This is a genomic window from Pseudomonas sp. NFACC24-1 (genome assembly GCF_900115235.1).
GTDB classification, from domain to species: Bacteria; Pseudomonadota; Gammaproteobacteria; order Pseudomonadales; family Pseudomonadaceae; genus Aquipseudomonas; species Aquipseudomonas fluorescens_AA.
Genome location: NZ_FOVS01000025.1, coordinates 39,443 through 54,856 on the forward strand (window position 1 = coordinate 39,443; position 15,414 = coordinate 54,856).

14 protein-coding genes are annotated in these 15,414 nt (G+C 64.6%); 5 read left to right on the top strand and 9 right to left on the bottom strand.

All coding sequences use genetic code 11. The features are described 5' to 3' along the window. Positions 1 to 103: 103 nt before the first annotated feature. Positions 104 to 4,417, bottom strand: coding sequence for a DEAD/DEAH box helicase (locus tag BM317_RS21470; protein WP_092476103.1), 4,314 nt, complete (start codon positions 4,415 to 4,417; stop codon positions 104 to 106). Positions 4,418 to 4,757: 340 nt separating this feature from the next. Between BM317_RS21470 and BM317_RS21475 the strand changes: the two genes are divergently transcribed. Together BM317_RS21475 and BM317_RS21480 are read left to right on the top strand one after the other, a co-directional pair. Then, positions 4,758 to 5,642 (top strand): sugar nucleotide-binding protein, encoded by an 885-nt coding sequence (locus tag BM317_RS21475; protein ID WP_060740408.1) that lies wholly within the window; start codon positions 4,758 to 4,760, stop codon positions 5,640 to 5,642. Beyond that, positions 5,635 to 6,564 carry an NAD-dependent epimerase/dehydratase family protein gene (locus tag BM317_RS21480; protein ID WP_092476106.1) on the top strand — a complete coding sequence of 310 codons (930 nt, stop codon included), beginning with the start codon at positions 5,635 to 5,637 and terminating at the stop codon, positions 6,562 to 6,564. Before BM317_RS21475 ends, BM317_RS21480 begins: the two co-directional genes overlap by 8 nt. Positions 6,565 to 6,779: 215 nt before the next feature. Here BM317_RS21480 and BM317_RS21485 read toward each other — a convergent pair whose 3' ends face one another. From BM317_RS21485 to BM317_RS21505, 5 genes are all read right to left on the bottom strand, one after another. Then, positions 6,780 to 7,478 carry an OmpW/AlkL family protein gene (locus tag BM317_RS21485; protein WP_092172768.1) on the bottom strand — a complete coding sequence of 233 codons (699 nt, stop codon included), beginning with the start codon at positions 7,476 to 7,478 and terminating at the stop codon, positions 6,780 to 6,782. A 248-nt stretch (positions 7,479 to 7,726) separates the two neighbouring features. Continuing rightward, a complete protein-coding gene (locus BM317_RS21490; protein ID WP_025215734.1) occupies positions 7,727 to 8,245 on the bottom strand; it encodes a DUF3299 domain-containing protein in 519 nt (172 codons plus the stop codon). Positions 8,246 to 8,256: 11 nt separating this feature from the next. After that, positions 8,257 to 9,522, bottom strand: coding sequence for an ABC transporter permease (locus BM317_RS21495; protein WP_092476109.1), 1,266 nt, complete (start codon positions 9,520 to 9,522; stop codon positions 8,257 to 8,259). 1 nt (position 9,523) lies between these two features. Continuing rightward, positions 9,524 to 10,234: an ABC transporter ATP-binding protein gene (locus BM317_RS21500; protein WP_060740412.1), complete on the bottom strand. Its 711-nt coding sequence runs from the start codon at positions 10,232 to 10,234 to the stop codon at positions 9,524 to 9,526. Positions 10,235 to 10,433: 199 nt separating this feature from the next. Continuing rightward, on the bottom strand, positions 10,434 to 11,021 hold the full coding sequence (locus BM317_RS21505) for a DUF2796 domain-containing protein (RefSeq protein ID WP_092476112.1): 588 nt from the start codon (positions 11,019 to 11,021) through the stop codon (positions 10,434 to 10,436). A 120-nt stretch (positions 11,022 to 11,141) separates the two neighbouring features. Here BM317_RS21505 and BM317_RS21510 point away from each other — a divergent pair, with 120 nt between their 5' ends. Next, a complete protein-coding gene (locus BM317_RS21510; protein ID WP_092172780.1) occupies positions 11,142 to 11,489 on the top strand; it encodes a hypothetical protein in 348 nt (115 codons plus the stop codon). Here BM317_RS21510 and trxA read toward each other — a convergent pair. The 3 genes from trxA to BM317_RS21525 all read right to left on the bottom strand — a co-directional run bounded on the left by trxA (position 11,486) and on the right by BM317_RS21525 (position 13,676). Then, the gene (trxA, locus tag BM317_RS21515; RefSeq protein WP_092172783.1) at positions 11,486 to 12,358 is read right to left on the bottom strand and encodes a thioredoxin; all 873 of its coding nucleotides are present in this window, start codon (positions 12,356 to 12,358) and stop codon (positions 11,486 to 11,488) included. The two genes, BM317_RS21510 and trxA, sit on opposite strands and share 4 nt — an antisense overlap. 197 nt (positions 12,359 to 12,555) lie before the next feature. Then, a complete protein-coding gene (locus BM317_RS21520; protein ID WP_092172786.1) occupies positions 12,556 to 13,215 on the bottom strand; it encodes a class I SAM-dependent methyltransferase in 660 nt (219 codons plus the stop codon). Beyond that, positions 13,212 to 13,676 carry a YbaY family lipoprotein gene (locus BM317_RS21525; RefSeq protein ID WP_092476115.1) on the bottom strand — a complete coding sequence of 155 codons (465 nt, stop codon included), beginning with the start codon at positions 13,674 to 13,676 and terminating at the stop codon, positions 13,212 to 13,214. The genes BM317_RS21520 and BM317_RS21525 overlap by 4 nt, the downstream gene beginning before the upstream one ends. Positions 13,677 to 13,803: 127 nt before the next feature. Here BM317_RS21525 and nrdR point away from each other — a divergent pair, with 127 nt between their 5' ends. Further along, positions 13,804 to 14,268, top strand: a complete 465-nt coding sequence (nrdR, locus tag BM317_RS21530; protein WP_013694316.1) for a transcriptional regulator NrdR — start codon at positions 13,804 to 13,806, stop codon at positions 14,266 to 14,268. Further along, positions 14,265 to 15,398 (top strand): bifunctional diaminohydroxyphosphoribosylaminopyrimidine deaminase/5-amino-6-(5-phosphoribosylamino)uracil reductase RibD, encoded by a 1,134-nt coding sequence (gene ribD, locus BM317_RS21535; RefSeq protein ID WP_092476118.1) that lies wholly within the window; start codon positions 14,265 to 14,267, stop codon positions 15,396 to 15,398. Before nrdR ends, ribD begins: the two co-directional genes overlap by 4 nt. The last annotated feature ends 16 nt before the right edge of the window (positions 15,399 to 15,414 follow it).

Here is a 15,414-nt window from a genome sequence, read left to right on the forward strand (position 1 = left end):
GCGTGGTAACGCCGCTACGGACGCTCCGCGTTCGGCTTCTTGGGGACGCGGAGCGTCCCTGGCTGCATTCCCACGCAGAGCGTGGGAACGATCATGTGTCTGGCTAAAGGTGTTGAATCAGCTTAGTGCGAATTTCAGCCATCCCTTGAGCATCCAACTCCATCCAAAGATGCTGCTTGCCGGCAATCTGCGCCGCCACCGGCAACCCGTCCCGATACACCAGCCGGTTACTCGCCAGCGCCGGCACTTTCGCCCCCGGCAGCAAGGTGCCGGCCAGGTTCAGCGGGTCGACCCCGCACACCGCCACCAAGCTGCCATCGGTGGGGCGGCGGCGGGTTTCGCGCAGCAACGCAATCGCTTCGGGCAGGGCGAACTGTTCGCCCGCCAGGCCGCTGACAAACCGCCCGCCGCGAATCTCGCCCCGCGCTTCCAGGCGATGGAAAGTGCGCAATAGCTCGCGCCAACTCGGCAGCCACTCGGCCTCCCGCTCCAGCAAGCGCCAGAACACCACGCCGTAACGACGCAGCAGGGTCATGGCGATGTGTTCCAGGGTCTCCGGCGCAGTGGGCGCCGGGCGGTTGCCTTCCACGGGGGCGGGTTGGCTGCGGCGCAACAAGGCCCAGCGCCCGGCGTCATCCATGCCGCCGACAAACGCGCCGCGCCCGCGCCGACTGCTGCGGGCCTGGCGTTTGCTGGCGGGGGTGATCAGCGCGCGCAGGCCGGCGAAGCTGTCGGCGTTCACCAACCCGGCGCCCACCAGTTCCTGCAAGGCGATTTCCAGTTCGCTGCGCAGCAGGTGGGCTTCGTGCAGCAGTTCGTCAAAAAACAGTGCGCCGTGCTCGCTGAGGGCTTGATGGACTTTCTGCGTCTTGGGCGACAGTTCGCTGACCGGGGTTTGCTCGGCCAGGCTGCTCCACAGCGCCACCTGGCTGCGCGGCAGCAACACCACCGGCGTGCTGCGCAGGGCGCTGGCCGAGAGCTTCTGACGAGCACTCAAGCGCGTCCACACCAGCTTGCCACTGCGACACAACTCATCGAGCCAACTCGGCGAATAGTCCTTGATCCGCGCCGGCAGTAAATCGCTGTCCCAGGCCGAGGCAGCAGCCGGGTAGCCTTCGAACTGGCTGATGATCGATGGCAGCACGGCGCTGCCCCGGCCTTGGGTGGCGGGTGACAGGTGCTGCCAGTCGAACAGGAAGCGCATGAAGTCCTGCAGCATCACCGGCTCGATTTCCCGGCGCAGGCGCTTGACCGTGTAGCGATGGATCCGCGCCAACAAATGCCGCTCGCACCATTCCTCCTGGCCGGTGCCCGGCGTGAAGCGGCCACGCAGCACGTAACCCTGCTGCTCGAGCAGCGCCAGGGCCTGGGTGACCTGCGGTGTCGATAATCCCAGCGGATAGGCGATGGCTTTCAACGGCAGCGGGCCAAAGGCGCTGAGCCGGGCGCGGAGTAGCTCCACCACGGCTTCGTCGCCATCCCAGGCTTCATCGAAACCGGCCAGGGGCGTCAGCGATGGCTGCCATCGGGCCTGTGGATAAACCGCTTGCAGGCAGGTCAGCCGCTCCAACGCCACCCACAGGCCGCGTTCGGCGCTGATCTGCACATGGCTGGCGCGACCGCCAGCGGCCAACGCCTGCAACCAATTCGGCCACGACGCGTGGGCGTTGGCCTCGCTGTCGGCGATACAGGCCAGGCTCATCAATGCTTCGTGCATTTCATCGAGATTAGTGGGGTTCGGCCAGGCTTCGTCCCGGACCGACTGGATGGCCTCGGCGTCCAGCGCGCCCAGGTCGTCGGTGGATTGCGGATCGCTCCAGCGCCGGTTGATCACCGCCTGGGTCCGCCGTTCTTCCAGCGGCGCGTCGTCGAGAAAGGTGTAGGGACGGGCGCTGAGGATTTCTGCCGCCAGCGGCGAGGGCGCCGGCAGGTCGCGGCTGATCAGGCGAATCTGGCCCGCTTCCATGCGCCGCAACAGCGTCAGCCAACCTTCGCTGTCCATGGCCTCGTGCAGGCAATCGTCGAGGGTCTGTTCCACCAGCGGGTGATCGGGGATCTCCCGCTCGCCGGCGAGGTTTTCCAGGCAGGCGATCTGGTCCGGAAACACGCTGGCGATCAGGTCTTCGCTTTTCATCCGCTGGATCTGCGGGGCGACTTTGCGCCCGCCGGTGTAGCGCGGCAGGGCCAGGGCCACGCCAGCGTTCCAGCGCCAGCGCACGCCGAACAGCGGTGCATCCAGCACCGCCTGGACCAGGATCTGTTCGGCGCTGTGACTGTTCAGGTAGCGCCAGACTTCGTCCAGTTCGAAGCTGTGGCTGGTGGACAGCGAGAGCACGATGGCGTCTTCACTGGCGGCGGCCTGCAATTCGAAGTTGAAGGTGCGGCAGAAGCGCTTGCGCAAGGCCAGGCCCCAAGCGCGGTTGATACGGCTGCCGAAGGGCGTGTGGATGATCAGTTGGGTGCCGCCGGACTCGTCGAAAAACCGCTCCATCAGCAGCGTGTCCTGGGACGGCAGGGCGCCGAAGGCCAGGCGCGCCGGGGCCAGGTAGTCGACCAATTGTTCGGCGCTGGCGAGGTTCAGGCGTAACGTGCCGGTCAGCCAGTCGAGGGCCGGTTGCAGGTTGCCCGGCGTGGCGCCGAGCAGGTGATCAAGCCGGGCTTGCAGGCGCGCCACGGCCAAAGACAATTCGTCGCTGCGCCCCGGGGCCTCGCCGAGCCAGAACGGAATGGTCGGCGGTTGGCCCTGGGCGTCCTCGACCCGCACGCGACCGGTCTCGACGCGAATGATGCGGTAAGACGTATTGCCCAGTTGGAACACATCGCCGGCAATGCTCTCCACCGCGAAGTCTTCGTTGACGCTGCCGATGTTCAGGCCCTGGGGTTCGAGCAGCACGCTGTAGTCGGCGTTGTCCGGGATGGTGCCGCCGCTGGTCACCGCCGTCAGTTTACTGCCCCGGCGCCCGCGCAGGGTCCGGGTCACGGCGTCGCGGTGCAGGTAGGCGCTGCGCACGCCCTGGCGGCCATTGAGGCCTTCGGCGAGCATCTGCAGCAGCGCCTGGTAATGCCCTTCGTCCAGCTCGGCGTAGGGCGAGGCGCGGCGGAAGGTCTCCAACAGCGCCTGTTCCGGCCATTCCTGGCAACTGACTTCGGCGACGATCTGCTGGGCCAGCACATCCAGCGGCGCCTTGGGGATGTGCAGGATGTCGAGTTCGCCACGGCGCACGCAATCGAGCAGGGCGGCGCATTCGATCAAGTCGTCGCGGGTGGTGGCGAACAGACGGCCCTTGGGCGTGCCGCCGACCTGGTGGCCAGAACGTCCAACTCTTTGCAGGAACGCCGAGATCGAACGGGGCGAGGCAATCTGGCAGACCAGGTCGACATCGCCGATATCGATGCCCAGCTCCAGGGAGGCGGTGGCGATCAGTACCTGCAGTTCACCGCGCTTGAGGCGTTGTTCGGCGTCGAGGCGAAACTCCTTCGCCAGACTGCCGTGGTGGGCGGCCACGGCGTCCTTGCCCAGGCGTTCGCTCAGATGACGACTGAGGCGTTCGGCCAGGCGCCGTGTGTTGACGAACACCAGGGTGGTGCGATGCGCCCGGGCCAGCTCGGCGAGGCGGTTGTAGACCAGCTCCCACACGTCATTGGCCATCACCGCCGACAGCGGCACCGGGGGCACCTCGATGTCCAGGTCCCGGGGACGGGCGTGGCCGATGTCGACGATTTCACAGGCGCGGCCTTCACCGACGAGAAACCGTGACACCGCTTCGATGGGCTTTTGCGTGGCCGACAGGCCGATGCGCATCAGGGGTTCGGCGCACAGGGCTTGCAGGCGCTCCAGGCTCAAGGCCAGGTGGCTGCCGCGCTTGCTGGCGGCGATGGCGTGGATTTCATCGACGATCACCGTGCGGGTGCTGGCGAGCATCTGCCGGCCGGAATCGGAGCCGAGCAGCACGTAGAGCGATTCGGGCGTGGTGACCAGGATGTGCGGCGCGGTCTTGCGCATCGCCGAGCGGTCTTTTTGCGGCGTATCGCCGGTGCGTACCGCGGTGGTGATCGGCAAGGGTGGCAAGCCCATTCGTTGCAACTGCTCGGTGATGCCGGCCAGGGGATTCTGCAGGTTGATCTGGATATCGTTGCTCAGGGCCTTGAGCGGCGAGACGTAGACCACCAGGGTCTGGTCCGGCAGGCCGCCTTGTTCCAGGCCGCGGTGCACCAGGTCATCGAGCACCGCGAGAAATGCGGTCAAGGTCTTGCCCGAGCCGGTGGGCGCCGCGACCAGCACCGAGCGACGCTGGCCGATCAACGGCCACGCCCGGGCCTGGGCGGCCGTGACCGCCGGGAAGGTCTGGCTGAACCAGGCGCGAACGGCGGGGTGAAAGCCTGCCATGGCGTGGTCGGCTGCAAGGGGCAGATTCATAGGGTCAGTTTATGCGGGCGAGGTGGGGAGGACGCAAGTACTGATACTGTGCCTGTGGCGAGGGGATTTATCCCCGCTGGGCTGCGAAGCAGCCCCAAACAAGCAAATGGGATAGATCTGACCCACCCAGGTGGCAATTAAAGGGGCTGCTGCGCAGCCCAGCGGGGATAAATCCCCTCGCCACAAGTCAGCGACCAGCCTTGTAAGACACTCAAACCTGGCGATCCACACTTTACGGATGACGGTTGCGCACTAAACCCGCAAAATGCAACGATTCCGGCAACGCCTGCGGGCGTTGTCGATCCAATTTTTGTGCCAATAGAGTGGGCCTGCTGACTTTATGCGAATGCGCCTTATGTTACTGGGCGGCGGAAATGCCCTTGGGCAGGCGCTGATTCGCCTCGGTGCAGAAGAAGACATCGGTTTTCTTGCCCCCCGCCCGCCCGAAGACGGCTGGGATGCCGCGAGCCTGACGCAACTGCTCGACGACACCCGCCCGGACGCCTTGATCAACCTGGCGTACTACTTCGACTGGTTCCAGGCCGAGGCCGTCAGCGAGCAGCGCCTGGCCAGCCAGGAGCGCGCTGTCGAGCGTCTGGCCGGGCTGTGCCAGCATCACAACATCATCTTGCTGCAACCGTCGAGCTATCGGGTGTTCGACGGTTCCCGTGCCACCGCCTACAGCGAGAAAGACGAGCCCGTGCCCCTGGGCGTGCGCGGCCAGGCGCTGTGGCGGATCGAGCAAAGCGTGCGCGCCACCTGCCCGCAGCATGTGTTGCTGCGTTTCGGCTGGCTGCTGGACGACAGCGCCGATGGCACCCTCGGCCGTTTCCTGGCCCGGGCCGAGCAGCCCGAAGAGCTGTTGCTGGCTGACGACCGCCGGGGTAATCCGACGCCCGTGGACGATGCCGCGCGGGTGATCATTTCGGTGCTCAAGCAACTCGACTGCGCGGCGCCGCTGTGGGGCACCTATCATTACGCCGGGCATGAGGCGACCACGCCGCTGGCACTGGGCCAGGCGATCCTCACCGAAGCCCGCGCCCTGCATCCGCTGGCCATCGAGTCGCCCACGCCCCAGGCCCATGCCGCACGGCCGGACGCCGCGGAAGAACCGCAGCACGCGGTGCTGGCCTGCAAGAAAATTCTGCACACTTTCGGGATCAAGCCCCGCGCCTGGCGCGCCGCACTCCCGGGCTTACTGGATAGGTTTTATCGCCATGGCTGAAGGCCCTGTTTTAATCACCGGCGGCGCGGGTTTCATTGGTTCGCACCTGACCGACGCCTTGCTCGCCAAGGGGCATGCGGTGCGCATCCTCGATGACCTGTCCACCGGCAAGCGCAGCAACCTGCCCCTGGATAACCCGGCGGTCGAACTGATCGAAGGCGACGTCGCCGATGCCGCGCTGGTGGCCCGGGCCATGGCCGGTTGCAGCGCCGTGGCGCACCTGGCGGCGGTGGCCTCGGTGCAAGCCTCGGTGGACGACCCCGTGCGCACCCACCAGAGCAATTTCATCGGCACCCTGAATGTCTGCGAAGCCATGCGCCAGAGCGGGGTGAAGCGGGTGTTGTTCGCGTCCAGCGCTGCGGTCTACGGCAACAACGGCGAAGGCGAGTCCATCGACGAAGAAACCCCCAAGGCCCCGCTCACGCCCTATGCCTCGGACAAGCTGGCCAGCGAGTTCTACTTCGATTTCTATCGCCGCCAGCACGCGCTGGAGCCGGTGGTGTTCCGCTTCTTCAACATCTACGGGCCGCGCCAGGATCCGTCCTCCCCGTATTCCGGGGTCATCAGCATCTTCAGCGAACGGGCACAGAAAGGCCTGCCGATCACCGTATTCGGCGACGGCGAGCAGACCCGGGACTTTGTCTATGTCGAAGACTTGGTGGACTTGCTGGTGCAGGCCATCGAGAAGCCCGAGGTGGAAGTGGGCGCGGTGAACGTCGGCTGGAACCAGGCCACGACCCTCAAGCAGATGCTCCAGGCCCTGGCCGCCGTGGTGGGTGATCTGCCACCGATCAGCTACGGCCCGGCGCGCTCCGGCGACATTCGCCATTCCCGGGCTGACAACCATCGGTTGTTGGAGCGCTTCAGCTTTCCCCCGCAAACACCGATGAGTGTGGGGTTGGCGCGGTTGCTGGGACGCTGAATGAAAAAAGGCGCCTTTCGAGGCGCCTTTTTTGTCATGGCATACACTGTTGTGGCGAGGGGATTTATCCCCGTTGGACTGCGCAGCAGTCCCAAATAAACACATGGGGTGAACCTGACGCACCGCGGTGGCGATTACAGGGGCTGCTGCGCAGCCCAACGGGGATAAATCCCCTCGCCACAGGGTGTGTTGTCAGCTTTTCATTGCGTTGCCATTTAGAATTTGTAACCCAACCCCACCATGTAGATCCATGGATCCACATCGACATTCACCTTGGCCCGAGTCCCGCCGGCCACTGCGTTGTTGTCGACATACGCGGTGGTGTCGATGTCGATGTAGCGGATCTGGCCGTTGATCATCACGTTGTCGGTCAGCATGTAGTCAGCGCCCACTTGCCAAGCCATGCCCCAGCTGTTTTTCGCCCGGAAGTTGCTGAAACCATTGGCGCTGGCTTCGCTGCCGACGTGTTCGTCGTAGATCCAGGTGTAGTTGATACCGGCGCCGACATAAGGCTGGAACGCCGACTTGGCGTCGAGCGGGTAGTAGACCAGGCTCAGTGTAGGCGGCAGGTGCTTGAGGGTGCCGAGCTTGCCATTGGCCGCGCCGAGGGCGGTGCCTTTGATTTTCACGTCGTGCTCGAACGGCGAGGCCGCCAGCAGTTCGATACCCCAATTGTTGGTCAGCATGTAGGCGAAGTTCAGGCCCAGTTGCGTGTCGCTGCTCATGGTGGCCTTGCCGCCCAGGTCGGCACCGGCCAGCGGGCCACGGTCGACCTTGACGCTGGAGCTGTCGGCCTCTGGATTGACGGTGATAGCGCCGGCGCGAACGATGATGTCACCGGCCGTATGGGCCTGGGCGAGCGGGGCTGCGAGCGCGAGGGCAACGAGGGAAGCGCTGAGCAAGGACTTGTGCATGGGGGCTCCAGAGGACATTTCAAAATTGATGTCCCATGGTACGGAGCCGCCTGGTCCGGTCTTTTGACACAGCTCAATGAGTCTTGATCGATTAATTGACTCAGCTCAATGAAATGATGATGAGCAAGCCTTGACGGCCCCATCGCGAGCAAGCTCGCTCCCACACAGGTCGCATAGGCACTGAGATCTCCTGTGGGAGCGAGCTTGCTCGCGATAGCTATCTGACGGACTGCCCATCACCACCCGATTCACTCCGGCAGCTCATACACATAAATCTTCTGCGCCTCCATCTGATACCCGGCGTCGGCCAGTTCACTGGTGGATGGCTTGACCTGCATAGGCCCTTCGACCCAGTACGGTTGGTACAACTCGTCGAGCTTCACGCCGACCTCGCTTTTCACATGCACGATCTGGTTCGACGGCGGTGGCGGCACGTGGATGCAGGCGCCGAAATACGGCACCAGCAGGAAGTCCGTGGTGCGGCCTTCCTCACTGACTTCCAGCGGCACGATGTAGCCCGGCAAGCGAATCTGCTGGCCATCGAGGGCCTTGACCACCGGCGCGTTGGGCAAATCCTGCTTGGCGGCTGGAGCGGACTCGGCGGCCAGGGCGTCGCTCATCTTCGACAGGTCGTGCAGCGGCGTCATGTTCGGCACTTCCGGCGGGGCGTCCGGCGGGATCATTTCCGACCAGGCCAGGTCCCTCGGCTCCGCCGCCCACAGCGGCAGGGCGACCATCATCAACAGCGCTAGCAGGGCGCGGGGCATCTTCAAGGTCCTCATAGACGGATCGACAGGCCGTCGGCCAACGATTGGCGATAGGCGCGCCAGGCCGGCACGCTGCCCATCAGCAGGGCGGCGACCAGGATGCCAGCCAGCAGCGTCCATTCATATTCGCTCGGCCAGCCCAGGGGCAAGTACAAACCGTAGGCCGACTGCACGTAGCCCTGGGCGGCGGCGATGCCGATGTACAGCAACGCCAGCCCGGCGGTGACCCCGGCCAGCGCCAGGGCAAAGGCTTCAAGTACCAGCAGCGTCGCGATATGCCACGGCCGCGCACCCACCGAGCGCAGGATCGCCATTTCCCGGCGGCGCTCGTTGAGGCTGGTGAGGATCGCCGTGAGCATGCCGATCAACCCGGTCAGGACCACGAACAGCGAAATCACGAACAAGGCCTTTTCCGCCGTGCCCATCAGGCTCCACAACTCCTGCAGTGCTACGCCGGGGAGGATGGCCAGCAGCGGTTCGCCACGGAACTCATTGATCTCGCGTTGCAAGGCAAAGGTCGAAATCTTGCTGTTGAGGCCGAGCATGAACGCGGTGATCGCCTGGGGAGTGAGGTCCATGTTGCGGGCCTGATCGGCACTGATGCGCCCATTGCCCTGGGCCGGCACGCCGTTCTTCCAGTCGATGTGGATCGCCTCCATGCCGCCGAGGCTGATGTGCAGCGTGCGGTCCACCGGGGTGCCGGTGCGCTTGAGAATCCCGACCACGGTGAAGGGCTTGTCGTCGTGCTTGACCAGGCTGATCGCCGCCACGCCGTGGGCCAGCACCAGCTTGTCGCCGAGCTTGTAGTGCAGTGCCTCGGCCACTTCGGCACCGAGTACCACTTCGAACGGATCGGTGGCGAAGGCCCGGCCATCGGCCAGTTCCAGGTGTTGCTGGCGGCCGTACTGGTAATGCTCGAAGTAGGCCTCGGTGGTGCCCATCACCCGGTAGCCGCGATGAGAATCGCCCAGGGACATGGGGATCGCCCACTTCACTTTCGGGTTTTTGGCGAACTGTTCGAAGCTGTCCCAGCGGATGTTGTTGGTGGCGTTGCCGATGCGAAACACCGAATACAGCAGCAGGTTCACCGAGCCGGAGCGGGCGCCGACGATCAGGTCGGTGCCGCTGATAGTGCTGGCGAAACTGGCTCGCGCTTCGGTGCGCACTCGCTCCACCGCCAGTAGCAGACAGACCGAGAGGGCGATGGCAAACGCGGTGAGGATCGCGGTGAAGCGGCGGTTCGCCAGGCTGGCCATGGCTAGACGGAACAAATACATCTCAGACCTCGAGTGGCGTGGCGGCGCGATTGAGATCGGCCAGCGAGAGGTGGCGGTCGAACAGCGGCGCCAGGCTCTGGTCATGGCTGACGAACAACAGGCTCGACCCGGCCTCGCGGCATTCGGCGAACAACAGCCGCAGGAAGTTTTCCCGGGCGTCGTAGTCCAGGGCTGAAGTCGGTTCGTCGGCGATCACCAGTTCCGGTTGGCCGATCAAGGCCCGGGCGGCGGCGACCCGTTGTTGCTGGCCGATGGACAGCGAGTCGGCGCGACGCTCCAACAGGTTCGGGTCGGTCAAGCCCAGGTGGGCCAGCAGCGTGGCAGCCGCTTGATCGACACTGCCATGGCGCTGGGTGGCCCGCTGCGCGCGCAGTTTCGAGAAGTGGCAGGGCAGTTCGACGTTCTCCCGTACCGAGAGAAACGGCAGCAGGTTGAACTGCTGGAAGATGTAGCCGGTATGGTCCACGCGAAAGCGGTCGCGGCGGCCGGCGGCCAGTTCGCTGAGTTCCTGGCCGAGCAGGCGGATGCTGCCGCGATCCGGTGTCTGCACCCCGCCCAGCAGCCCCAGCAGCGTGGTCTTGCCGCTGCCGCTCGGGCCCTTGAGGAACAAGGTTTCACCCGCTTCCAGGCGAAACGCCGGGATATCCAGCAAGGGCGGATGCCCGGGCCAACTGAAGCCCAGGTCGGAGAGTTCGATGAGTGCTTGGGTCATGTTTGCCGATTTCACAGATTGAATACCTGTGGGAGCGGGCTTGCTCGCGAAAGCGGTACATCCTTCGACATCCAATGTTGAATGTTCCATCGCCTTCGCGAGCAAGCCCGCTCCCACATGGATGTGTGGCGAACCCTGATTTTGCATCCACAGCAGATCAGCTATAGGAGCAGGCTCCCACATCGGGTTTTGCGGTGAATCAGAATTTCAGGGTTGGCGCCTTGGCCGTCACTTCCACGCCTTGTTGGCCACTCGGGCTGATCAGTTGTACCTGAATTTTCTGGGTGGCCGGGAAGGTTTTGAACAGTGTCGCCAGGTCCAGGTTCTGCAATGCTCCAGCGGCGGCGCAGGTGAACTGGTAGTGGGCATGGATCTCACTGTGCTCGTGATGTTCGTCGCCATCGGCGTCTTCGTCATGGTCTTCGTGGTCCGGTTCATCGCCGAACAACGGGCTTTCCAGTTCCTGTTGGGCCACGGTGCACTTGGCGGCGGCCGGCAGGTTGAACAGCGACAGTGGCTTGTCCAACTGCGCCCGTACCGCGGCGACCTTGGCCTTGTCGGCATCGCTGGTGGCGGCGTGTTCGAAGCCCACCAGGTTCATCGCCGGGCTTTCCAGTTCCAGCTCCAGGGTTTGGCCATCCAGTGCCGCGTTCAGTCGGGCAACACCGTGTTCATGGGCACCGAGGCTGCCATGTTCGTGATCATGGTCGTGGTCATGCTCCACCGCCGCATGAGCGACAGCCAATGGCAGCAGGGCGAACGGCAAAGCGAGAAGCAGACGACGCATGACGAGTCTCCGAAAAGGTTATGTAATCTTATAACGAAAGTGCGGAGAGTTTGACCGTCTGCTTGGCGTCGCGCAAGGGCCATGGGAGCATGCGTACATGAAATATTCAGGAGCACGGTGATGTTGCGGATACGCGGAACTGTCGGCGAATGGCCGGTGGACTTGACGATCGAAATGGATGAGGGCGACTGGGCGCAGCTCGGCGCGCAGTTGCAAGTGGCCAAGTCCGAGGGCACGGCGGCCCCGGCGGCCAAACCGACGAACCAGGACGATGCCCAATGGCAGATCGCCAAGGAACTGCTGCGCAAGGCCGGCCAACTGAGCGGTCCGGACCTGCTGGAACAGCTCGAAGGCCTGACCGGCAGCGCCTCGGCGGGCAAGCGCCTGTTGGTGCGCCTGCGCCACTGCGCTGAGGTCAAGGTGCTGAGCGGCGGCGATACGCCGCTCTATAGCTGGAGTGGGGCTTAATACAACGCCGCGAACAGCTTGCGACGATAGGTCGTCACCAGCGGATGATCGTTGCCCAGCAGTTCGAACACTTGCAGCAAGGTCTTGTGGGGCAGGCCTTCGCTGTAGCCGCGGTTACGCACGAACAGCTTGAGCAGCGCATCGAGGGCCGCTTCGTACTGTTGGCGCGCCAGTTGCTGGATCGCCAGTTGGTACACCGCTTCATCGTCTTGCGGGTCTTTCGCCAGGCGCGCCTTGAGATCGGCGGCGTCCGGCAGGTGCTTGGCCAGGCCGAGGAACTGGATCTGCGCCTTGGCACCGGCGAGGGCGGCCTTGTGCTCATCGCTTTTCACCGCGTCGAGCACCGTCTGCGCTTCGTCCAGCTCGCCGCGCTCGGTCAGGCAGCGGGCATACAGGATCAGCGCCTTGGCGTTGGTGTTGTCTTCACCCAGCAACACGGTGAGCACGGCTTCGGCGTCGGCGAAACGACCGTCGTCGAACAGCGCCTGGGCCTGTTCGAACGGGTCGGCGGCGGCCGGCGGTGGCATCTGCACATGGGGTTCGAGCATCGTGCGTACCGCCGATTCCGGCTGGGCACCGGCAAAGCCGTCAACGGGCTGACCGTCCTTGAACAACACCACCGTCGGCAGGCTGCGAATGCCGAAGCGGGCCACAATGTCCTGCTCGATGTCGCAGTTGACCTTGGCCAGCAGCAATTCGCCTTGATAGCTCTCGGCAATGGTTTGCAGCATTGGCATCAGAGCCTTGCACGGCGCACACCACTCGGCCCAGAAATCCACCAGCACCGGTTTGTGGAAAGAGTTCGCGATCACCGATTGGTCGAAATCGGCCGTGGTGGCGTCGAAGATGTAGGGCGTTTCCTGGGTCATTGGGAATCTCGTAGAACGCTTGAATGGGGCAACTATACGGCTTGGTGGGGGGTGGCTGAAAGCGGGGTGGCCTTTCGCCCTGTGGTGCCTGAAAGGACGCCTTCGCGGGCAAGCCCGCTCCCACAGTTGATTTCCAGTGGATACAACATTCGCGTTCACTCTAGATCCCTGTGGGAGCGAGCTTGCTCGCGATGCTTTTAGGGCCAGCGCCGCGCGTGGTACAGGCTCACATGGCGAAACTCTTCCGGCTCGGCCAGGTCCGGCAGGGTCATGGCCTGGAGCATTTCGATGCGCCGGTACAGCGGATGCTGGAAATCCCGCACCCGGGAATCGGCCACCAACGCCTCGCGACCACGGCTGAGGAACTGGTCGAGCAGCGGCAGGTTGGCCCGGTCGTAGAGCACGTCGGCGACCAGGATCAGGTCGAAACGATCAGCCTCGGCGAAAAAGTCCGTCGAATAACCCAACTCCACGTCATTGAGCGCGGCATTGGCCTGGCAGGCGGCAATCGCCAGTGGATCGAGGTCGCAAGCCACCACTTCCAGCGCCCCGGCCTTGACCGCTGCGATGCCCGCCACGCCGGAACCGGCACCAAAATCCAGCACCCGCTTGCCTTCGACCCACTGCGGCTGCTCGGCGAGGTAGTGGGCCATCGCCAAGCCGCTGGCCCAGCAGAAACTCCAATAGGGCGGTTCGTGGAGAATGCGCCGGGTTTCTTCCGGGCTGAAGGCGCGGTCCATGTTGTCGCCGTCGATCAACCACAATCTCAAGTCAGCGCCGGGTAGCGGGCAAGCCACCAGGCGCGCGTCGCCAAGCAATTCACTCAACGCCCGCTGCAGGTCTTGCGGTGCACTCATGGCGCTTTGACGAATTGCAGGGTGCCCAATGCCTGGGTGGTCGGTTGGCTGATGCGTTGCTCCGGCAAGTGCAGGATCAGTTGCCCGGACTGGCTGGCACGGCCACGCAGTTCCACGCGGGCGCCCACCGGGAAGGCTTCCGGGTTGAAACGCAAGCGGAAGGGCAGGGCCTGGTTGGTGCCGATCAGGCTGGAACTGGCAAGCAGTTGTTGTGGACGGTCCTTGTCGTCGATCACCAGCAGCGCCAGTTCCACTTCGGCTCCGGCCGGCACGCCTTGCAGGGTGCCGCTCAACTCGCGCTGGTACGCCGGCAGCGGTCCCAGCTCGGTGGCCTGCCGGGCCTTTTCCTGGGCCTGTTTCGGCGCGGGGGCCGGAACGGGAGCGGCGGGCTTGGGGGCATCGCTGCTGCACGCCATCAGCAGGCTGAAAAAACTGAGCAGAACGAGCGATCGTAGCGGCATGTGTGGCTCCAGCAAGGTGAATTCCATGGATCTGACGGTAGGCCCGTCTGTATACCGTAAACCCTATGGCTTGTCTTGCCAGTGGGATGCGCTACCATGGCCCTCCCTTTTTTTGTTGCCTGCCACCATGCACTGTCCCTTCTGCGGTGCCAACGACACCAAGGTCATCGACTCGCGACTGGTCGCCGAGGGCGAACAAGTCCGCCGCCGCCGCGAATGCCTGGCTTGCGGCGAGCGTTTCACGACGTTCGAGACCGCTGAACTGGTGTTGCCGCGCCTGATCAAAACCGACGGCAGCCGCCAGCCGTTCGACGAAGAAAAACTGCGCGCCGGCATGCAGCGCGCCCTGGAAAAACGCCCGGTGAGCGTCGAGCGCCTGGAAGCGGCGCTGGTGCACATCAAGCACAAGCTGCGGGCCACCGGCGAGCGCGAGGTCAAATCCCTCGTGGTCGGCGAACTGGTGATGGCCGAGCTGCAGAAGCTCGACGAAGTCGCCTACATCCGTTTCGCCTCGGTATACCGGCGCTTCCAGGACCTGAACGAGTTCCGTGAAGAAATCGACCGCCTGGCCCGCGAACCGGTGAAAGAATGACCGTCCCGGCGCAGCAGGCCGTCCTCGACGCCCACTACATGGCTCGTGCCCTGGAGTTGGCGCGGCGCGGTCACTACACCACCCACCCCAACCCCCGGGTCGGTTGCGTGATCGTGCGTGACGGGCAGATTGTCGGCGAAGGCTGGCACATCCGCGCTGGCGAGCCCCATGCCGAAGTCCATGCCCTGCGGGCCGCCGGTGACAACGCCCGGGGCGCCACGGCCTACGTGACCCTCGAGCCTTGCAGTCATCATGGGCGTACCCCGCCTTGTGCCGATGCGCTGGTCAATGCCGGCGTGGCGCGGGTGGTGGCAGCGATGCAGGACCCTAACCCGGCAGTCGCCGGGCGTGGCCTGCAACGCCTGGCCCAGGCCGGCATCGCCACCGAAAGCGGCGTGCTGGAAGGTGAGGCGCGCAAGCTCAATGAAGGTTTTCTCAAACGCATGGAACAGGGCCTGCCGTTCGTGCGGGTCAAGCTCGCCATGAGCCTGGATGGCCGCACCGCCATGGAAAGCGGCGAAAGCCAGTGGATCACCGGCCCGGCCGCACGTTCGGCGGTCCAACGCCTGCGCGCCCAGGCCAGTGTGGTGCTGACCGGTGCCGATACGGTACTGGCGGACAACGCCCGGCTGACCGTGCGCGCCGATGAACTCGGGCTGGATGCCGAGCAGACTGCGTTGGTCATGAGCCGTCCGCCGCTGCGGGTACTGGTGGACGGACGCCTGCGGGTGCCACTGGATGCGCCGTTCTTCAAGGCCGGCCCGGCGCTGGTCGCTACCTGCATGGCGGTGGAAGAACAATACGCCAACGGTCCCGAATGCATGATCGTGGCGGGCGATGACGGTCAGGTCGATCTGCGTCGGCTGCTGGTGGCGCTGGCTGCCCGGGATGTCAATGAAGTACTGGTGGAGGCCGGTCCGCGCCTGGCGGGGGCTTTCGCCCGACTGGGGTTGGTGGACGAGTTCCAGATTTTCATCGCCGGCAAGTTCCTCGGTTCTTCGGCGCGGCCACTGCTGGACTGGCCGCTGGCGCAGATGAAGGACGCTCCCCAGCTGAAAATCACCGAAATCCGCGCCGTGGGCGATGACTGGCGAGTCATCGCCGTTCCCGTGCCACCGGCCAGCGTATAATTCCCGGCTTTCGCTC